Annotated in this window: 20 protein-coding genes; 9 read left to right on the top strand and 11 right to left on the bottom strand. The window is 65.8% G+C overall.

From position 1 onward, the window contains the following. Nucleotides 1-18 precede the first annotated feature (18 nt). Nucleotides 19-705, bottom strand: a complete 687-nt coding sequence (locus DEF76_RS14690) for an anti-sigma factor (RefSeq protein ID WP_114911842.1) — start codon at nt 703-705, stop codon at nt 19-21. Beyond that, nucleotides 702-1,295, bottom strand: coding sequence for a sigma-70 family RNA polymerase sigma factor (locus DEF76_RS14685; protein WP_114911841.1), 594 nt, complete (start codon nt 1,293-1,295; stop codon nt 702-704). The genes DEF76_RS14690 and DEF76_RS14685 overlap by 4 nt, the downstream gene beginning before the upstream one ends. 316 nt (nt 1,296-1,611) lie before the next feature. Here DEF76_RS14685 and DEF76_RS19490 point away from each other — a divergent pair, with 316 nt between their 5' ends. Then, nucleotides 1,612-1,851 (top strand): hypothetical protein, encoded by a 240-nt coding sequence (locus DEF76_RS19490; RefSeq protein ID WP_162800677.1) that lies wholly within the window; start codon nt 1,612-1,614, stop codon nt 1,849-1,851. Between the two features lie 82 nt (nt 1,852-1,933). Here DEF76_RS19490 and DEF76_RS14675 read toward each other — a convergent pair whose 3' ends face one another. Together DEF76_RS14675 and DEF76_RS14670 are read right to left on the bottom strand one after the other, a co-directional pair. Beyond that, nucleotides 1,934-2,131, bottom strand: a complete 198-nt coding sequence (locus tag DEF76_RS14675; RefSeq protein WP_114912956.1) for a phosphoketolase family protein — start codon at nt 2,129-2,131, stop codon at nt 1,934-1,936. A gap of 63 nt (nt 2,132-2,194) precedes the next feature. After that, nucleotides 2,195-2,551, bottom strand: coding sequence for a PIN domain-containing protein (locus tag DEF76_RS14670; RefSeq protein WP_114912955.1), 357 nt, complete (start codon nt 2,549-2,551; stop codon nt 2,195-2,197). 40 nt (nt 2,552-2,591) lie between these two features. On the opposite strand from DEF76_RS14670, the gene tnpA reads away from it, so the two are divergent. From tnpA to DEF76_RS14650, 4 genes are all read left to right on the top strand, one after another. Further along, nucleotides 2,592-2,996 (top strand): IS66-like element accessory protein TnpA, encoded by a 405-nt coding sequence (tnpA, locus tag DEF76_RS14665; RefSeq protein ID WP_114912954.1) that lies wholly within the window; start codon nt 2,592-2,594, stop codon nt 2,994-2,996. After that, nucleotides 2,993-3,334 carry an IS66 family insertion sequence element accessory protein TnpB gene (gene tnpB / locus DEF76_RS14660; RefSeq protein ID WP_114912953.1) on the top strand — a complete coding sequence of 114 codons (342 nt, stop codon included), beginning with the start codon at nt 2,993-2,995 and terminating at the stop codon, nt 3,332-3,334. Before tnpA ends, tnpB begins: the two co-directional genes overlap by 4 nt. A gap of 68 nt (nt 3,335-3,402) precedes the next feature. Next, nucleotides 3,403-5,070 carry an IS66 family transposase gene (gene tnpC, locus DEF76_RS14655; RefSeq protein ID WP_114912952.1) on the top strand — a complete coding sequence of 556 codons (1,668 nt, stop codon included), beginning with the start codon at nt 3,403-3,405 and terminating at the stop codon, nt 5,068-5,070. Beyond that, complete coding sequence (locus DEF76_RS14650) at nt 5,063-5,500, top strand: hypothetical protein (RefSeq protein WP_114912951.1); 438 nt, start codon at nt 5,063-5,065, stop codon at nt 5,498-5,500. The genes tnpC and DEF76_RS14650 overlap by 8 nt, the downstream gene beginning before the upstream one ends. A 33-nt stretch (nt 5,501-5,533) precedes the next feature. Here the strand turns inward: DEF76_RS14650 and DEF76_RS19730 are convergent, their stop codons facing one another. Genes DEF76_RS19730 through DEF76_RS14635 form a run of 3 tightly spaced genes read right to left on the bottom strand, consistent with a single transcriptional unit; the run spans nt 5,534 to nt 7,316 of the window. Beyond that, nucleotides 5,534-5,686, bottom strand: coding sequence for a PIN domain-containing protein (locus DEF76_RS19730; RefSeq protein ID WP_205216019.1), 153 nt, complete (start codon nt 5,684-5,686; stop codon nt 5,534-5,536). Further along, nucleotides 5,676-5,906, bottom strand: coding sequence for an AbrB/MazE/SpoVT family DNA-binding domain-containing protein (locus tag DEF76_RS14640; RefSeq protein WP_048859773.1), 231 nt, complete (start codon nt 5,904-5,906; stop codon nt 5,676-5,678). The genes DEF76_RS19730 and DEF76_RS14640 overlap by 11 nt, the downstream gene beginning before the upstream one ends. A 54-nt stretch (nt 5,907-5,960) precedes the next feature. Beyond that, complete coding sequence (locus DEF76_RS14635; RefSeq protein WP_114912950.1) at nt 5,961-7,316, bottom strand: tyrosine-type recombinase/integrase; 1,356 nt, start codon at nt 7,314-7,316, stop codon at nt 5,961-5,963. Nucleotides 7,317-7,951: 635 nt separating this feature from the next. On the opposite strand from DEF76_RS14635, the gene panC reads away from it, so the two are divergent. Then, nucleotides 7,952-8,812: a pantoate--beta-alanine ligase gene (gene panC / locus DEF76_RS14630; protein ID WP_114912949.1), complete on the top strand. Its 861-nt coding sequence runs from the start codon at nt 7,952-7,954 to the stop codon at nt 8,810-8,812. An 87-nt stretch (nt 8,813-8,899) separates the two neighbouring features. Here the strand turns inward: panC and DEF76_RS14625 are convergent, their stop codons facing one another. Continuing rightward, nucleotides 8,900-9,952, bottom strand: a complete 1,053-nt coding sequence (locus tag DEF76_RS14625; RefSeq protein ID WP_114912948.1) for a YeiH family protein — start codon at nt 9,950-9,952, stop codon at nt 8,900-8,902. A gap of 408 nt (nt 9,953-10,360) precedes the next feature. Here DEF76_RS14625 and DEF76_RS14620 point away from each other — a divergent pair, with 408 nt between their 5' ends. The 3 genes from DEF76_RS14620 to DEF76_RS14610 are packed head-to-tail and all read left to right on the top strand — an operon-like array spanning nt 10,361 to nt 12,264. Further along, the gene (locus DEF76_RS14620) at nt 10,361-10,567 is read left to right on the top strand and encodes a hypothetical protein (protein ID WP_162800676.1); all 207 of its coding nucleotides are present in this window, start codon (nt 10,361-10,363) and stop codon (nt 10,565-10,567) included. A gap of 41 nt (nt 10,568-10,608) precedes the next feature. Further along, entirely contained in the window at nt 10,609-11,871 is a 1,263-nt protein-coding gene (locus DEF76_RS14615) for a molybdopterin-dependent oxidoreductase (RefSeq protein WP_205216018.1), read from the top strand. Nucleotides 11,872-11,883: 12 nt separating this feature from the next. Further along, nucleotides 11,884-12,264, top strand: coding sequence for a sulfite--cytochrome C oxidoreductase subunit B (locus DEF76_RS14610; protein WP_114912946.1), 381 nt, complete (start codon nt 11,884-11,886; stop codon nt 12,262-12,264). Between the two features lie 119 nt (nt 12,265-12,383). Here the strand turns inward: DEF76_RS14610 and DEF76_RS14605 are convergent, their stop codons facing one another. From DEF76_RS14605 to DEF76_RS14595, 3 genes are read right to left on the bottom strand one after another with little or no spacing between them, the layout of a single operon-like run. Beyond that, the gene (locus tag DEF76_RS14605) at nt 12,384-15,551 is read right to left on the bottom strand and encodes an error-prone DNA polymerase (protein ID WP_114912945.1); all 3,168 of its coding nucleotides are present in this window, start codon (nt 15,549-15,551) and stop codon (nt 12,384-12,386) included. Next, complete coding sequence (locus DEF76_RS14600) at nt 15,548-17,071, bottom strand: DUF6504 family protein (RefSeq protein ID WP_114912944.1); 1,524 nt, start codon at nt 17,069-17,071, stop codon at nt 15,548-15,550. The genes DEF76_RS14605 and DEF76_RS14600 overlap by 4 nt, the downstream gene beginning before the upstream one ends. Next, the gene (locus DEF76_RS14595; protein WP_114912943.1) at nt 16,986-17,732 is read right to left on the bottom strand and encodes an ImuA family protein; all 747 of its coding nucleotides are present in this window, start codon (nt 17,730-17,732) and stop codon (nt 16,986-16,988) included. The genes DEF76_RS14600 and DEF76_RS14595 overlap by 86 nt, the downstream gene beginning before the upstream one ends. Nucleotides 17,733-17,932 lie beyond the last annotated feature (200 nt).

The following is a 17,932-nucleotide window of genomic DNA, read 5'->3' as shown; positions in this document are numbered from 1 at the left end:
TTTCGTATCCGCCTGGCGCTAATCGACGACGGCAAGCGTGCCGGCATAGAGCACCGGGCCGGTCGGCGCGCCGGTCGGCGAGCCGCCGCTCGGCTCGAGGCTGATCATGAGCTGGGTCGCAGGCCCCGCCCCCTCGGCCCGCACCACCCGGGTGCCCCGCGCCGGCAACACCCCGAGCGAGCGCGGCCGCGTCTCCCCCGCCGGCAATTCCCAGAGTTCGAGACTGCGATCAGCGGCGACGCTGAGCGGTGCCGCGCTGGTGATGGCGATCTCGCCATTGCCGATCATCATTGCCATGAAGACCGGCCCCTGGCCGCTCGCCGGCATCAAGGTGGCGACGGCGCGGGGGGCGTGAGTGGGCGGCGTGCGCCAAAGAAGGAGGCCGGCGAAGGCGGCGGCGAGCGCCAGGGCGCCGGCGGTGCTCGCCTGCCAGAGGCGAAGCCGGCGGCGAATCTGCGCGGCGGCGAGATCGCCCCGTTGCGGCGGCAGCGATTCGGCGATCCGCGGCCACAGTTCCGGTGGCGGCGCAACCTCGGGGAGCAGTTCGGCCAGCGGCGCGAGCCTTTGCTCCCAGGCCTGGATCGCCGCCGCCAGCGCCGGCTCGCGCGCCGCCCGCGCCACCACCGCCGCCGCGGTTTCAGCATCGAGGCAGCCGAGCACATATTCGCCGGCGAGGAGATCGGGATCGTCGTCGCTACCGCTCATGGGTCGAGGCACTTTTTCAGGGCGTGCAGCGCCCGCCGAATCCAGGATTTGATCGTCCCGAGCGGCTGTTTCGTCGCCGCGGCGAGATCCTGGTGCGAAAGCCCGTCGACGAAGGCGCGCAGAATGAGGCGCCGGCGATCTTCCTCAAGCGTTTCGAGGCAGCGCCGCAATGCCTTGCCGTCGCTGCTCGTGAGCAAAACCGCGAGAGGGTCCGGCGCCTCGTCCTCGATCTCGGGGACGGTGGCGCCGAGGGTCTCGCGGCCATGGCGGCGGATGAGATCGAGGGCGCGATAGCGCACCAGGCTGAGCAGCCAAGCCTCGGCATGGCCACGCGCGGCGTCGAACTGCCCGGCATTCCGCCAGAGTTGCAGGAAGGCGTCCTGCACGGCATCGGCGGCGAGCGCCGATTGCCGGGTGATGCGGAGGGCCACCGCATAGAGCCGGCGCGCCCGGCTATCATAGATTCGGCGAAACGCCGCCCGATCGCCGTGCGCGGTTGCGCGGATCAGCGCGGCGAGATCATCGCCGGGCGGATCGAGAGACGGATAGCCTGGCGTATCGGGCGCCGCAGCGGCGCTGGCAAAGGACATGGCCCAGCCTAGCGGAGGCCGGCGCGCGGCAGCAAGCGGCGTGCTGCGGCGCGCTTGCCGCCTTGGCTGCAAACGTCCGTTACAATAAGACCATCCCCCTATCACCATTGTGACATCGTTGAAACCGGCAACGAAAGCTGGCGCTTCAAAAACCGCGCCTGACGCTCAAAGTCCCACCTCACGCCACCGCACTCGCCCCGGCTGCGCTAACCGAACGGCTGCGCCGGGGCGAGTGCCGTCGTTCTGCCTGGTCCCAAAGAGGGGTCCCAATCGAATGCAAATCTGGGATCACAATTGAACGCCGATTGACACGCACGTGACCGAAGACGCCAACAAAAACCGATGGATCGCAATCTCCCGCGCCCGCGTCCCCCCGAGTTTGCGTATCACCAGCGCCCCGGTCTCCACCACCCGCTCCCAACGTACTGCCTACTGCCGCACGGCGCGCATCACCAAAATGACCGAAAGCTCCACCCCGAACCACCATCTCGTTCCCCATCAATACAAAAATCATGGAGAATCAGACGTGCGCCATGAGCACAAGCAAAATGTGTGAATGCCGTAGCGGCCAAGCTCACGCGGCGATCTCCTGCGGCTCGACGCCAAATTCATGGGCGAAGGCAAACAAGCTTGCGCTCCTACAATGCCTCGCGGGCGCCCGCGCCCGTGTCGGCAAAACACGGAATCCACTCGATGGCATCGATCGCGAGGCCGAAACGATCGGTTTGATTGTGGATCGCAAGCGCAAGCGGTGTATTGATGTTTCCCTTCTCCTTAAAGCCACGGATATGGATGTGGTGCTGACCGGGACGACGATAGGTCAGGCGATGGATCATCCTTCGTCCCAAGTCTGCATCGGCGGCGGCTTCGCGTTCACTCTCCCTACCCAGCCTGAAAAATCAGCCCATGCGAAACGGGTTCGCGATGCGGAGCCGGTTCTCGATGACCAGACCATTGTGCATGTCTTCCGACCAGAGGGTGTCACAATCCGCGTGAAGTGCCGAGGCTGCGATCATCGCGTCGTAGACCGAAAGGCCATACCGCTCAGCTATCGCCAATCCCAAATCATGCACGTCCACCGTCATCGGCTCTATCGGCAGCAAAGCGCGCACCGTCGAGAGAAAGGCGTGCGTCTCGGGCCAGGACAGGCCCATTTTGCGGCGCGACACGTTGGCGAGCTCGTTCAGCACCTGCACGCTGATCGTCCGTAAGCTTCCGCGGAAGGCCGCCTGTTTTTGATGGATTGGGGTGCTCATAACGGCGCTCTTATGAGCGTCGTTATGAGCGGGTGTCGGGATGGAGATTATCACGGGTGTGGAGCGCCGGCGTCGCTGGCGGGATGAGGACAAGCTGCGGATTGTGGCGGAGGCGCAGGCGCCTGGCGCGGTCTTTGCCGAGGTGGCGCGGCGACACGAGGTCTCACGCGGGCAGTTGTGGCATTGGCGGCGGCTGGCGCGTGCGGGGGAGCTGAGGCCGGCGCCGATGCCTGCGGTGTTCTTGCCGCTGGAGACTGTGCCAGAGGCGGGAGCTGGCGTCCTGCCGTGCGATGCGGTGGGTGGCGCGGTCGGAGATCCGCAAGCCAGAGACAGGACGGCGGCGCCTGCTCGGATTGAGGTTCGGCTGCCAGCTGGTGCATGCGTGGTGATCGAGGGGGCGGCCGAGCCGGCATTGGTGACGGCGGCGCTGACGGCGCTGCGATGATCCCGTCGGGTGTTTGCGTATGGATCGCGATGGGCCACACCGATATGCGCCGCGGGATGCAGGGTTTGGCCTTGCAGGTCCAGCAGGGATTGAGCCGTGACCCTCACGGTGGCGATCTCTTTGTGTTCCGCGGGCGCAGTGGATCGTTAGTCAAGATCATTTGGCACGACGGCCTCGGGATGTCGCTGTATAGCAAGCGGCTTGAGCGAGGGCGATTCATCTGGCCGTCTGCGGCAGATGGCGCGGTGCGGCTGACGCAGGCGCAGCTGTTTTGTCTTCTTGACGGAATCGAGTGGCGCAATCCGCAATATTCCTGGCGACCAGCGAGCGCGGGATAGAGCGGATTTTTCCGCCGGGTGTGCATTTTTCGCTTGCGCGCGCCGCTGGATGTTGATTCTGTCGTCTGGTGACCCTCACCGACACGCCTCTCCCGGACGATATTGGCGCGCTGAAGGCGCTGGTGATTGCAACGATCCAGCGCGCCGACGAGGCCGAGGCGCGACTGGTCGAGGCCCGTGCTCGGGAGAGTGCGACCGAGGCCTTGATCGCTCATCTCAAGCTGCAGATTGCCCGGCTGCGGCGCGAGCAATACGGCGCCAGCGCCGAACGCAGCCGCCGTCTGCTCGATCAGCTGGAATTGCAGCTCGAAGAGCTTGAGGCCGACGCCAGTGAAGACGGGCTGGCAGCTGCAACCGCCGCGGCGAAAACCACGCATGTCGGTGGGTTCGTGCGCAAGCGTCCCGCCAGAAAGCCCTTTCTCGAGCATCTGCCGCGTGAGCGTGTGGTGATCCCCTCACCCTGCTCTTGCCCTGCCTGCGGCAGCACCAGCTTGTCGAAGCTCGGGGAGGATGTCACCGAGACGCTGGAGGTGATCCCGCGGCAGTGGAAAATCGTCCAGACGGTGCGGGAGAAATTCTCCTGCCGGGCTTGCGAGGCGATCACTCAGCCGCCGGCCCCCTTTCATGTCGTTCCGCGCGGCTGGGCGGGCCCGCGCTTTCTCGCCATGCTGTTGTTTGAGAAGTATGGTCAGCACCAGCCGCTCAACCGCCAGGCCGAACGTTTTGCCCGCGAGGGCGTTCCGCTCAGCGTCTCGACGCTTGCCGATCAGGTCGGGGCGGCGTGTTCCGTGCTGATGCCGCTCTACCGGCTGATCGAGGCCCATGTCCTTGCCGCCGAGCGTCTGCATGGCGACGACACGACGGTACCGGTCATGGCTCGCGGCAAGACCGATACGGCGCGGCTATGGGTCTATGTGCGCGACGACCGGCCCTTCGCCGGCCACGCCCCGCCGGCGGTGCTGTTCCACTATGCGCGGGATCGACGCGGCGAACATCCACAAGCCCATCTTGCCGGCTGGTCGGGCATCCTCCAGGCCGACGCCTATGACGGCTATGGCGCGTTGTATAAAGCTGGCCGCAGCCCTGCGCCGGTGCGGGAAGCCGGCTGTTTCGCCCATGCAAGGCGGAAATTTTTCGAGCTGGCCGATATCGCGGGCGCCGCCCGCAGGAAGAGCCGCGGCGAGCAAGGCGCCATGGTCTACCCGATCGCGCTCGCGACCGTGCAGCGGCTCGATGCTTTGTTCGAAATCGAGCGAACCATCAACGGCAAAACAGCCGCCGAGCGACTGGCTGTACGCCAGCAGCATAGCGCGCCGCTGGTTGCCGAACTCCATGCCTGGCTGACCGCTCAGCTCACGAAGCTCTCGCGCCATCACGATCTGGCCAAAGCCATCAACTACATGCTCCGCCGCTGGGACAGCTTCACCCGCTTTCTCGCGGATGGCCGGGTCTGCCTGACCAACAACGCCGCCGAACGCGCCTTGCGTTGCGTGCCACTCGGCCGCAAGGCGTGGCTGTTCTGCGGTTCCGATCGCGGCGGCGAGCGGGCCGCCATCCTCTACACGCTGATCCAGACGGCACGTCTCAACAATGTGGATCCGCAAGCCTGGCTCGCCGATGTGCTCGCCGGGATCAACGACTATCCCGCCAGGCGCCTCGGCCAGTTGTTGCCCTGGAACTGCGTTAACGCCAGCAAAGTTGCGGCAAGTGCAACGGAAGAGATTGGATGTGTCTGAAGAGGGCGTGCTTCGGGAGAAGCTGCGAAAGATCGAGGCATTGTTCGCCGGAGCGGCAACGATCGGCGAACGCACAGCGGCCGAGGCCGCACTCGGGCGCGTTCACGCCCGGCTGGCGGAAATTCAGGGCCAGGACAAAACAATCGAGATGCAGTTCTCTCTGCGCGACCAATGGTCGCGCCGACTGTTCCTGGCGTTGTGCCGACGCTACGGCCTGAAGCCATACCGCCTTTATCGGCAACGCCTGACCACCGTCATGGTGCGGGTACCGCAGGCATTTGTCGACCAGGTGCTATGGCCGGAATTCCAGGAACTGAACAACGCACTGACGCAGTATCTCACCGACGTGACAGATCGCGTCATCCGTGAAGAGGTCCATCGCGACACCAGTGAGGCCACCGAGATGGTCCAGGCCCTGCCTTTAAAATAATCAAACAGAACCAATCACCACAGCCGCTCCTTCCTAAACACCAACCGAATACAAAACCCGCGGTTCATGCCGGATGCTTACGATCGTCCCGCCCGCGGCGGCGATCTGCTCGGCGCGGTCGGCCTTCGCGGGATCGCCGGAGGCGAGATAGACGAGGACGTTCGTGTCGATGAAGCTACCGGGCATTTGCCTCGTCCCGGTCGAACTTCCAATCGGCAGGGAGGCGCCCGCGGAAAGCGCGTAGGCGTTTCAATAAGTCTTCCCGCCCGGGCTTCCGCGCGACCTCGAAAGCCCTGGGGTCGGCGACATGGATTTCGATCTCGTCGCCTTCCTTCAGCTCCAAAGCGTCGACGACCGCCGCGGGCAGACGAACGGCCAGGCTGTTGCCCCACTTTGCGACCTGCATGGCGATGCTCCTAGAGATACGTCTTAGGTATTGTATATCCTGGCCGGAGCCTCATCAAGACGAAGCCAAGGCTGGCCGCAGGTCATCATCGCCCGCGGATGACCGACGCGGATCGGCCGCCTCCGATGATGCGCGGCTGCGCTTGCGTCCGGGAACCGTCGGCCTCGCTTCGCTCTTGCTCTCGCCGTCCAGCAGCTTGGCGATCTCAGCCGAGACCTGGTCGGCGGCGACGGCAAGGGCGGCGTCGAGATGGACATATCGCTGCGTGACGCCGCGCGATGTGTGGCCCAGCAATCCGGCGATCGTCAGCTCGGAGAACCCCAGATCGCCAGCGATGCTGGCGAAGGTGTGCCGGAGGACGTGCGGGGTCACTCCGGACAGTTTCGCCTGCGCGCAAACCCGCTCGAGCACCCGAACGACGCCGATGAAGTGCCCATCGCCGACATCAGCCGGGAACACGTAGGGCGAATGCTCCTGGAGCGGCTGGCTCTCGATACACGCGATGGCCGCGCCACCGACCACCCGGAGCTGTTCGCCGCTCTTGGTGTCGGGAAAGTGGATGGCGCGTTCCTGCCGATGGAGCCACGCTCTCTGGAGGCTCAGCGCCTCCATCCGTCGGAACCCCGTCAGCAGCATGAGCCGGATGGCGCCGAGCCCTGTCGGGTGCTCACCGTTCGCGATCAACTGCCGCATGACCTTGCCGAGATGGCGAACCTCGTCCGCGCTCAACCGGCGCTTGACCTTGCGTGACGCCATCTGGCGCACGCCCGATGCGGGATTCTTCTCGATGAGGCCAAGCCGAGTGGCGTGACCGAGCAAGGCCCGAAAGGTGCTGATCGCTCTGGCTGCGACGCCGGCGCCGCCGGTCGAGCGTCCGCCGCGGCCCTGGGCTTTCTTCCCCCGCGCCGACTTGCCGGCGGCGATGTCGGCCTGCATCGCTTCGACGTCGCGCAAGGTGAGGTTGCTTACGAGGCGTGGCCCCAGCAGGGGCTTGATATGCGTCTCGATCCGGCTTCGATCCATCGCGATGCTGGTCGCCTTGATGGGCCGACGATTGCGCCCGAGAAGGCGGCCCTCGCCAGCCTCCTTCAGATACCAGTCACACACGTCGGCGACGGTCATGCCGTCGCGAATGATGTGACGATCGGCGGATGGATCAGCGCCCTCGGCGACGGCCGCCAGTCTCTGGCGCGCCAACCCGCGTGCCTGTTCGGGCGTCAGCACACCGCAGGAGCCCAGAACCAGCCGCCGGGTGCGGCCTTCGATGTTGCGATATTGGATCAGATAGGCCTTGGCGCCGGAGGGCTTCACGCGGACGCCGAAGCCTCGCATTTCGCTGTCCCAGGCGAATACATCCTTGTTAGGTTTTGATCCCAATGCGTCGACCGCACGCTTCGTGATTTTGCCCATTTTCTGTTATCCTATTGTTCTATCAAACGAATTCCAGATTCTGCTTCCCCGGAAGGCCGGGCGGAGGCCGGGGAAGCATGGGGGAAGCACGAAAACGGCGTTCGCAGGGTAAAAAGAGGATACCGAAGGGATGGACGCCTTCAACAAAAGACGTTTTATGATAGGGACTTAGCGGGCTACGGGATAGAAAGAGATGCTGCCGGATAGACGGCCTGTTAAACTTGCCAAGGTTGGGGTCGTGGGTTCGAATCCCATCGCCCGCTCCAGATTTTCTCAATATTTCATAGCTTTACAGTGGGGCCGCAGAAGCGGCCTCTTCGCTTTTTGGCCTTGGTCAACACCTGGTCAACACCGAGAACCAGCGTGAGTCACTCGGGCTTCCGGCTGACTGGTCGCCTCGAGTCGCCGCTGTCGGTCATTTGCCGTGCGAAGCCAATTCGACCGCCCAAGAGATTTTTTTTTGACCCAACCCGCGGACGCGCGGGCGCACAGGCGTCCCTCCCACGAGGGTGGGTGACGCCGGAGGGGCGCTGGGCTAATGAGCGGGGCGATGTGCAAACCTTTGTCATGGGGGGATAAGCCCCAACGGCACGTCCCTGCCCTATTCTGCCGCGGCCATGGGGAAGGCGGCGTAGATGCTGCCGATTGAACGATCGCCAACCGGGCTCCGTGCCATGGTCGCGGCCTGGCGTGCCGATGGCGCGCGGGTGGCGCTGGTGCCGACCATGGGGGCGCTGCATGACGGCCATGCGGCGTTGATCCGCGCCACGCGGGCCGAGGCCGAACGGGTCGTGGTCTCGATTTTCGTCAACCCGCGTCAATTCGGCCCGAATGAGGATTTCGACCGCTACCCGCCCGACGAGGCGGCCGATGTCACTGCCGCCGCCCGGGCTGGCGCGGATCTGGTTTATGCGCCAGCCATCAGCGCCATGTACCCATCGGGCTATGCCACCACGGTCAGCGTTGCCGGGCTGAGCGAGGGGTTGTGCGGCGCCCAGCGGCCTGGGCATTTCGACGGCATGGCGACGGTGGTGACCAAGCTTTTATTGCAAGCCGGAGCAGGGAGCGCCTGGTTCGGCGAGAAGGATTATCAGCAATGGCTGGTGGTGCGCCGCCTGGTCGCCGATCTCGACATCCCGGTGCGCCTTCGCGCGGTGCCGACGGTGCGCGAGGCGGACGGGCTTGCGCTCTCGTCACGCAACCGCTTCCTCTCCCCCGGCGAACGCGCCATCGCGCCGCGTCTTGCCGTGGTGTTGCATGAGATCGCGACACGGGCGACCGCAACCCCAGACGCCATCGCGCCGCTCCTCGCGGAAGGCCACGCGGTCCTCACCGCGGCCGGGTTCAAGGTCGAATATCTGGAAATCCGTGACGCCGAAACCCTCGCGCCTTGCACGACGTGCCGTGCCCCGGCTCGAGTTCTCGCCGCGGTGCGGCTGGGCTCTGTCCGGCTGATCGATAACTGGCCAATCCCCACCGCGGCGCAGCGCGCGTAACCCGCGCGAGGGTGGCAAGGGCACTCATCGACGGAGACGCCGCCCGTCGACCTGTGCGCAAAGCCTGCCCTGGGCCATTATCCGTGCTCAGCCGAGGAACTGGATCAAGACGAAGCTGATCGCAACGATAAGTGCGAGCGAGACCGTGACAGCGCTTGCCACAGGCAGGCCGGCGCGGGCGATCTGGCGCAGATCGGTGCCGAGGCCGAGTGCGGCCATCGCGATCACGGTCAGCCAATTCGCCGCCGTCGCCATGGGCGAAAGGAGAGAGTGCGGGACACAATCGAACGAGCGGAGAGCGGCAAGGCCGAGAAAGCCGACGATAAACCATGGCACCAGATGATGAAGCCGCAGCCGGTACGCCAACCGATCGCCCGCCGCCGCTCGCCGCCCCGGATCCTCGCCATCGTCTTGCAACCGGTGCGCGATCAATGACAGGACCAACAACACCGGTCCGAGCATGAGCACGCGCACGAGCTTGACCAGCGTGCCGATATGGACGGCGAGCGTGCCCGCGGGAACGGTCGCGGCGAGCACTTGCGGCACGGCATAGACCGTCAGACCGGCCAGCACACCATATTGCGAGCCGCTGAGATGGAGAAGCGGTATCAATCCGGGCAAACCAAGGACGGTGGCGACGCCGAGCACCGCGGTGAAGGCGATGGCGGTCGCGACATCCTCAGCTTTGGCGCCAATCGCCGGCGCGACGGCCGCGATGGCCGAGTTGCCGCAAATCGCGTTGCCACAGGCAACGAGCAGCGCCATCCGCGGCCGCAGCCCAAGCAGGCGCCCGATGCCATAACTCATGGCGATGGCAACACCGACCACGCCGACGATACCGACCAATAACCCAGGGCCGACGGCCGCGAGTGCCTGCGCGCTGAGGCTGGCGCCGAGCAATAGGATGGCAAGCTCGAGCAGAATTTTGGCGCTGAAACGAATGCCGCCGATCCAGATGGTGCTCGGCGTCCAGAGCGAGCGAAGGATGGTGCCGACGATGATCGCCAAGACCAGAGCCTCGAGCCAAGCGCGCCCCAAAAGGCGTGCCTCGAGGCTAGTGAGCCCTGTCGCCGCCAGACTGACGGCAAGACAAAGCATTGTGCCGGGAAGGAGATGCCCGCGGCGCCAGGCGTTATGCATCGGGGGTCATTCGATCATCGGCGATCTCGCGCGGCATCCTTTGTGCGCGAAACGCTGGGCGCCCCAGAATGCCATAGGCTGTGGTCATGGCTGGAATTCCTTTCATCCGTTCGCGACATGGCCTGCGAGGCGCTTTCTGCCGCCACGGCGAGGAATTTGTGCCCGAACATTCGATATTAAAAACAGATTGTTTATGTTAATATAATCATATTTGTCGATTAAAAGAGCATGCTCTCCCGACATAGGCTCTTCCGAGCGCCGAGGAAATCGCCTCCAGAGTTCGTTCTCAATTTCAGATTGAATATAGAAATTTAATTCGTTTGATCGAACGGAATGGCCGCGCCATTTTGCGTGCTGTCAGCCAGAGGGTCTGGCGACGTCGATCTGATCCCAGCGGAGGTTTCTCTCATGCGTCTCACTCTTCTCGCCGTCGGCGGCATGCTCGCCATCACACTGGCAACGGCGGCCAAAGCTCAGCCAGAGCATGTCTGGGCCGAGGGCTTCGTCCCCAATCTCGCGACGCAAACAGAACTGGCCAGCGCAACGCCGCGGCACCCGGCAACCGCCATCGATCTCGCCGCCGCGCGGCCGCCAGGGGAAGCGCACGCCTGCTGATCACGGCTGAAAGCAGTGGTTCAGGTAAAGGAGACATGGCGATGATGGAGAGGGTTGCCTTTCCGGGCGTGATCCGCGCCGGGCGGCGGGAGATGCTCCGCATGGCTGCCGGCGCGACCGCCGGGATGATCATTGGGCGCGCCCGTGCCGACGATCGCGCGACGATGACGTTCCCGTTCGCCAATGGCCAGCGCGAGATCGTCCCCGCAGGCGCTTTTCCCGAGAAAGGTGCGATGATTTTACAGCGCACCCGGGCGCCGGTTCTCGAAACCCCTTGGGAGTCGCTCGCCAGTCACATTTTTACGCCCAATGATCAGTTTTACGTACGCTGGCATTTCGCCGATTTTCCCAATCGCGTCGAGGTTTCGCCGGATAAATTCCGCTTGCGGATTTCGGGGGGAGTGAGCCGCCTGCTCGAGATTTCGCTCATCGATCTGGTGCATGAGTTCGAGCCGGTCGAAATCGCCGCCGTCAATCAGTGCTCGGGCAATAGCCGCGGCTTTGTGACGCCACGTGTGCCCGGCGCGCAATGGGGACATGGGGCGATGGGGAATGCCCGCTGGACCGGGGTGCGGCTGCGCGATTTGTTGGCGCGGGCGGGGCTCAAGCCATCAGCCACGCATGTCGCTTTTCGCAGCCTCGAGGATAAAGAGAGCCCGTTTCCACCACCGCTCCATTTCGAAAAAACACTGGAACTGGACCATGCCAGAGACGGCGACGTCATGGTCGCCTATGCGATGAACGGCGAACCGCTGCCTTTGCTCAACGGCTATCCGCTCCGCCTCGTGGTGCCGGGCTGGTATGCGACATATTGGGTGAAGATGCTGAGCGAGATCGTGGTGATGGATCACCCCGGCACCGGCTTCTGGATGGCAACCGCCTATAAAGTACCGGCGAGACCCAACGGCGCGATGCAGCCGGGCGAGGCCAATGTTCCGATGGTGCCGATCTCGACCATGACGCCGCGCAGCTTCTTCACCACCCCCGCGGCGGGCGCAGAAATTCCTTATGGCCGGCCGACGCTGATCCAAGGGTTTGCGTTCGGCGGCAGCAGCGGCCTTCGCTCCGTCACTCTCTCGCTCGACCATGGGCGAACCTGGCGCCCGGCGGAACTCGGGGAGGATTATGGCAGCTACAGCTTTCGCGCCTGGCGCTTTGTGCTGACGCCGACAGCACGCGGGCCATGCCGCCTTCTTGTGCAAGCCATCAACGCCAAGGGCGAGCAGCAGCCGCTCGCGGTGAACTGGAACCCCGGCGGCTTCATGTACAACCCGGTCGAACAGCTTACGCTTTCGGTGGTATGAGGGAGAGCCGCCATGTTTCGCATGTTTGCAATCGCGCTGGCCCTCCTCGCGGCGGTGACGCTGGTTTGGGCGGAAGAGCCCGCGCCCGTCGCGCCCCCAACTTTCGATTGGGCTACCAAATCTTTTGATCTTCCGAGCCGCGGGGCGCTGTTTCAGGGATCGGGCGCTGCTCTCCTCAATCAAGACTGCCTGATCTGCCACTCGGCAATGTTCGTCGATGAACAACCCGCGCTTCCCGCCGCCACCTGGCGGGCAGAGGTTCTGAAAATGAAAAACGTTTTTGGCGCGCCGTTCGACGACAAAGACATCGCCGGCCTCGTTGCGGCGCTGACAGCGCGGCACGGGACGGCGCCAGATGCCGCGCCAGCCGGCGATCTGGGCGGCGGCGGATGAAGAAGGTGGCTTGGGTTAGAGCAAGGTAGGTTTTGATTGAACCATCCTGTTCAATCAAAACCGGCCAACTTGCTCGCCAAAATAGGGGTAGAGCGTGATCGACTTAAACCGATCGCGCTCTAATGGAAATTCCGGCTTTTGATGCGAAGCTCGCCGGGGGGCTCGCACCCCATGGCGATATCACCGGCGCCGACCGCGGCGAGAGCGTTGGAAAGATCGGCGATTTTATGAACGATGAGGTGCACGACCTCGCCTTCGCGCTGAACGACCCCGCGTGCCGCAAGCATCGTTGCCGACAGGATCACGCGCCGGTTGGCTTCGAACAGCTTCGGCCAGATCACCAGATTGGCGATCGCGGTTTCATCCTCCAGCGTGACGAACAGCACCCCCTTGGCGCTGCCCGGGCGCTGGCGCACCAGGATGAGGCCAGCGGTTTCGCACCATTGGCCATCGCGCGCGGCCATCGCCTCGGCGCAGGTGACGAGGCCGCGCCGGCGGAGATCGGCGCGCAGAAACTGAACCGGATGGGCGCGCAGCGACAGGCCGAGATGATCATAATCCGCCACCACCTCGCCGCCTTCGGTCATCGGGCGGAGGGTGATGTCAGGTTCGGCGATTTCGGGCACAATCTCGCCAATGCTGGCGTCGGCGGCGGCAAACAGCGGCAGCGGCGCCGCGCCCAAAGCCTTGATCGCCCAGAGCGCCTCACGCCGCGCAAGGCCAAACGCCGGGCGGAAGGCATCGGCGGCGGCCAGCGCCAGCAATGCCGCATGCGGGATACGCGCGCGGCGCCAGAGATCCTCGACCGAGGCAAACGGCGTGTCGGCGCGCGCGGCGATGATCGCGGCGGCATGGGCGTTGGCGAGGCCCTTGACCATGCGCAAGCCAAGCCGCACCGCAAGACGCGCCTTATTCCCCGTCGGCTCCAGAGTGCAATCCCAGCGCGAGGCGTTGAGGGAAACCGGGCGCACCTCGACGCCATGAGCGATGGCGTCGCGCACGATTTGCGCCGGGGCGTAAAACCCCAGCGGCTGGGCGTTGAGGAGGGCGGCGCAAAACACGTCGGGATGCCAGCATTTCAGCCACGCGGAAGCATAGGCGATGAGCGCGAAGGAGGCCGCGTGGCTCTCAGGGAAACCATAGGCACCGAAGCCTTCGAGCTGGCGGAAGGTGCGCTCGGCGAATGCCTGCTCATAGCCGTTGGCGATCATTCCGGCGATCAGCCTTTCGCGAAATACCGAGACGCCGCCGCGCTGTTTGAAAGTTGCCATCGATTTCCGCAATTGATCCGCCTCCCCCGGCGTGAAGCCGGCGCAGACGATGGCAACCCGCATCGCCTGCTCCTGAAACAACGGCACACCGAGGGTTTTGCCAAGAACGCGCGCGAGTTCCGGCGTTGGATAGGCAACCGGCTCGCGCCCTTCGCGGCGGCGGAGATAGGGATGGACCATGTCGCCCTGAATGGGCCCCGGCCGCACGATCGCGACCTGGATGACGAGGTCGTAATAGGTGCGTGGCTTGAGGCGGGGCAGCATCGCCATTTGCGCCCGGCTTTCGATCTGAAAAGTGCCGAGCGTGTCGGCGCGGCGGATCATCGCATAGGTGCGCGGCTCTTCGGCGGGGATGCTGGCGAGATCGAGCGCGATCCCTTTGTGGGCGGCAAGCAGATCGAGCCCGCGGCGGAGACAGCTCAGCATGCCAAGCGCCAGGACGTCGACTTTCATGAAACGCAGCGCGTCGATATCGTCTTTGTCCCACTCGATGACCTGACGGTCGGCCATCGCCGCGGGCTCGATCGGGACGGGATCGTCGAGCCGGTCATGCGTGAGCACAAACCCGCCGGGGTGCTGGCTCAGATGGCGCGGGGCGCCGATGAGCTGGCGGGCAAGAGCGAGCGTCAGACGCAAGCGCCGATCTTGAGGATTGAGGCCCAATGCCGCGATCTGCTCGTCGCTGATCTCGGCATCCGACCATCGTGACAGCTGGGTTGCGAGCAGGGTGATGATATCTTCGGAAAGCCCCAGGGCTTTGCCGACGTCGCGCAGCGCCGCACGCGCGCGATAGCGGATGACGGTCGCGCAAAGCGCGGCGTGATCGCGGCCATAGGTATCGAACACCCATTGGATAACCTGCTCACGCCGTTCATGCTCGAAATCGACGTCGATATCGGGGGGCTCGCGCCGCTCCTCGGAGATGAAGCGCTCAAACAGGAGATCGTTGCGCTCAGGGTCGATCGCGGTGATGCCAAGACAATAACAGACCGCGGAATTGGCCGCCGAGCCGCGCCCTTGGCAGAGAATGCCTTGTGATTTGGCAAAACGCACGATGCTGTGGACAGTGAGGAAATAGGGCGCGTAGGCGAGCTTTTCGATCAGCGCCAATTCATGCCGCAGAATTGCCTGCACCTTTGCCGGAACCCCTTCCGGATAACGCGCAGCAGCACCCTTCCAGGTGAGATCGGCGAGCGTCTCCTGCGGCGTGAGCCTGGGATCGTCACGCTCCTCGGGGTATTGATAGGCGAGTTCGTCAAGCGTGAAGCGGCAGTCTTGCATGATCGCGAGTGTGCGGGCGAGCGCTTCGGGGTAGCGGGCAAACAGCCGGTGCATCTCCGCCGGCGGTTTGAGATAGCGATCAGCGTGGCGCTCGCGCCGGTCGCCGAGATCATCGATGGTGACATGATGGCGGATGCAGGTGAGGACATCCTGCAAGCGCCGCCGCCCGGGTTCGTGAAACAGCACGTCATTGGTGACGACGGTCGCGACCCGCAACACAGCCGCGCAGGTGGAAAGTTCCCACAGCCGAAGCTGATCATTGGGCCGCCGCTGAAGCGTGAGCGCGAGATGAGCGCGCGCGCCGAAGAGCTCACGCAGTCTTCGCAAACGCGCCCGCAGCGTATCATCGGCGCGATCGGGGACAAGGACGGCGATCAGCCCCGCGGCATGGGCGGCGAGATCGTCCCAGGTGAGATGGCATCGCCCTTTGCCGCCGCGGCGCTTGCCCAAGGAGAGCAGGCGGCAGAGCCGGGCATAGGCGGCGCGGTCGGTCGGATAGACGAGCACCGCGGCGCCATCGCTAAGATCGAGCCGGCAGCCGACGATCAGGCGAACACCGCTCGCTTTCGCCGCTTCGTGGGCGCGCACGATCCCGGCGAGCGTGTTGCGATCGGTGATCGCGAGCGCAGCAAGGCCAAGGGTTGCGGCGGTCGCGAATAAATCCTCGCACGATGAGGCGCCGCGCAGGAAACTGAACGGCGAGGTCACCTGCAGCTCGGCATAGCCCGCGGTCATGCGAAAATCCCGTGCAGGAACCATGCTTGCGCGCCGCTCGCGGCATCTTCACCGTCGCCGGCGCGGAAAATCCAGAACCGCGCGCCGGCCTCGTCCTCGATGCGGAAATAATCCCGCACCGCCGCCAGTTCGGCGTCACGCTTCCACCATTCGCCGAATATCCGCTCTGGCCCGTCGGCGCGCGCAACCCGCCGCCGCTGGCCGCGCCAGGTGAAGGCGAGCGGCGGATGATCGGGGAGCAGGGCAACGGTTTCGATCCGCTCCGGCGGGGTGAAAAGCCGCGCCGGGCGTGGCCATCCGGCCGGCCAGGAGGCCCCGGTCGCGGGAGCGAGGGGCGGGATGCGGCGCACGCTCCGCTCCGGCACGTCGCTCATCACCGGGGCGGCGCGATAGACCCGCTCGGCGCCGATGCGGTTGGCGAGCACGTCGATCAGATCGGCGATATCCGGCGCCGGCGCCGCGATCAGCGCGGATGCGCGTTGGGTTGCGGCCAGCGGCTCGGTCAGCGAAGCGGCCAGCGCCAGGGTCTCGATCCCGAAGCCGGGGTCGATAGTCTCGATTTTCTCGCAGAAAAGCCGGGACAAATGTTTAGGCTCGCGGAGCGGCCGGGCAGTGCCGATGCGGATCGCCTGGGCGGCGCGATCAACGCGATGGCAGAGGAGGTCGAGCTGGCGGGCGCCGAGCCCCTTGGCTTCCAGCGCCTCGGCAAGCGGCCGGGTCAGAGCGGCGATGGCGGCGGCGATGATCTCGGCGGTGGCGATCGGTTCGGCGAAATGGCGGCGGACCTCGATCAGCTCGGGCGCGCGGACCGGGGTGATCGGTTCGGCGAGCCGCCCGAGTGCTTGGTCGAGCCTTTGCAGAAGCTCCGGCCCGAAGCGGCGCGCGAGGGGCGCGCGCGGCTGCGCCATGAGATCGCGGATGCGAAGAAAGCCGAGCGTTCGCAAAGCGGCGACCAGCGCCGGCGAGAGGCGGAGGGCCGCGAGCGGCAGGGGCGCGATGGCGGCAGCCGTGTCACCGATGGGCGCCACCGTGATCGGCCGCGCCGCATGACGCGCCAGCGCGTGCGCCGCCCCCCAGGTGTCGGCACAGGCGGCGCGGGCACGGATCCCGGCGGCGGCGAGACGCGCGCGCATGGCGGCAAGCATGGCCTCTTCGCCGCCATGGAGATGATCGGCGCCGGTGGTGTCGATGACGATGCCATCCGGCGGATCGGCGGCGGCGAGCGGCGCGTAATGGCGAAGCGCCCAGAGCGCGAGCCGCTCGAGTGCGGCGGCATCGGCCGCCGGATCGGCGCGCGCGGTCACGAGGCGGGGGATCAGCGCCCGCGCCTTGGCCACCGCCATGCCCGGCCGCAGCCCCGCCGCCGCGGCCGCCGCATCGGTGGCCAGCACCACCCGCCGCCCGCCATCCTGGCCGATGAGGGCCAGCGGCCGCTCACCCGGCGGCGCCGCGCCGCCCGCCCGCCGCCGCCAGCGGTCGGTCGGCCAGCGCGGCAGGAACAGCGAGACGACCCGCGTCATCGCACGCCTCCAGCTCGAATTCGGCAGTTTCTCCCGCCCGCGCGCGGATCAGCGCGACCAGCCAGCGCGGCCGGCCAACCCCCGGCACCGGCAGCGGCGTCGATGCCAGCACGGAGACCCGCCAACGTGTCTCGGCGGCGCTCGGCTCGAACGCCACCGCCTCGCTCTGGCGCCGCCAGCGGCGCAGCACGAGGCCGAGGGTGCCGGTGCCTTCGGCGGCGATCTGCAGCCGGCGCGAGGCGGTCATCGAAAGCCGTGCGACTTCGGCGACGACAGCGCCAAGCCCGCCATGGCGCAGCCCCTCCTCGGCGCAGGCGAGCGCTGTCTTGTCGTCACCCGCTTCGAGATAAATCACCCGATCGGGGCCGAGCCCGGCCTCGGCCAGCGCCGGCGCAAACAGATCCGGCCGCGCGAGACACCACAGCACCATGCCGCCGGCGCGAGCGGCGATGCCGGCGGCAAACAGGGCCGCAGCGGCAGCATCGATCGCCGCATGGCCGCCGCCGGCGATCTCATGCACCGCCCCACGCGCAAGGCCGCCGCCGCGCAAATGGGCATCGATCGCCGCGATCCCGAACGGCAACACGGCCCGCCCAGGCCGGCGCCCCTCAAGCGTCTCGATCCGCGCGCGCAGAGACTCGATGGCGGAAAGCGGCCGCACGGGTGACGTTGACCTCTTGCAAATGGGAAAAATGTTCTCCTATTGTTCTCATCGACGCGGGCCCGAGTCAAGCCTGCTATGCCCGGGGAAAGGGGGGGCGGGATCACGGCTTTGATCCATCACCGCCATCGCCGCGCCATCCCCCCTGCGGCGGCGCGGCAAGGGGCTTGCCCAACCAATGCGCGTTCGCCTGCTGGCGG

It is taken from the genome of Acidibrevibacterium fodinaquatile (genome assembly GCF_003352165.1).
In the GTDB taxonomy this organism is placed as follows: Bacteria; Pseudomonadota; Alphaproteobacteria; order Acetobacterales; family Acetobacteraceae; genus Acidibrevibacterium; species Acidibrevibacterium fodinaquatile.
The sequence above is the reverse complement of the archived record's forward strand: the minus strand, read 5'-3'. Positions and strand labels throughout refer to the sequence as shown.

Coding starts and splice junctions, on each gene's coding strand:
- DEF76_RS14615 (WP_205216018.1), top strand. CDS start 10,609: ATGATGGAGAGGGTTGCCTTTCCGGGCGTGATCCGCGCCGGGCGGCGG.
- DEF76_RS14620 (WP_162800676.1), top strand. CDS start 10,361: ATGCGTCTCACTCTTCTCGCCGTCGGCGGCATGCTCGCCATCACACTG.
- DEF76_RS14610 (WP_114912946.1), top strand. CDS start 11,884: ATGTTTCGCATGTTTGCAATCGCGCTGGCCCTCCTCGCGGCGGTGACG.
- DEF76_RS14685 (WP_114911841.1), bottom strand. CDS start 1,295: ATGTCCTTTGCCAGCGCCGCTGCGGCGCCCGATACGCCAGGCTATCCG.
- DEF76_RS14640 (WP_048859773.1), bottom strand. CDS start 5,906: ATGCAGGTCGCAAAGTGGGGCAACAGCCTGGCCGTTCGTCTGCCCGCG.
- DEF76_RS14690 (WP_114911842.1), bottom strand. CDS start 705: ATGAGCGGTAGCGACGACGATCCCGATCTCCTCGCCGGCGAATATGTG.
- DEF76_RS19730 (WP_205216019.1), bottom strand. CDS start 5,686: ATGCCCGGTAGCTTCATCGACACGAACGTCCTCGTCTATCTCGCCTCC.
- DEF76_RS14675 (WP_114912956.1), bottom strand. CDS start 2,131: ATGATCCATCGCCTGACCTATCGTCGTCCCGGTCAGCACCACATCCAT.
- DEF76_RS14670 (WP_114912955.1), bottom strand. CDS start 2,551: ATGAGCACCCCAATCCATCAAAAACAGGCGGCCTTCCGCGGAAGCTTA.
- tnpB (WP_114912953.1), top strand. CDS start 2,993: ATGATCCCGTCGGGTGTTTGCGTATGGATCGCGATGGGCCACACCGAT.
- DEF76_RS14600 (WP_114912944.1), bottom strand. CDS start 17,071: ATGACGCGGGTCGTCTCGCTGTTCCTGCCGCGCTGGCCGACCGACCGC.
- panC (WP_114912949.1), top strand. CDS start 7,952: ATGCTGCCGATTGAACGATCGCCAACCGGGCTCCGTGCCATGGTCGCG.
- DEF76_RS14605 (WP_114912945.1), bottom strand. CDS start 15,551: ATGACCGCGGGCTATGCCGAGCTGCAGGTGACCTCGCCGTTCAGTTTC.
- DEF76_RS14635 (WP_114912950.1), bottom strand. CDS start 7,316: ATGGGCAAAATCACGAAGCGTGCGGTCGACGCATTGGGATCAAAACCT.
- DEF76_RS14625 (WP_114912948.1), bottom strand. CDS start 9,952: ATGCATAACGCCTGGCGCCGCGGGCATCTCCTTCCCGGCACAATGCTT.
- tnpA (WP_114912954.1), top strand. CDS start 2,592: ATGGAGATTATCACGGGTGTGGAGCGCCGGCGTCGCTGGCGGGATGAG.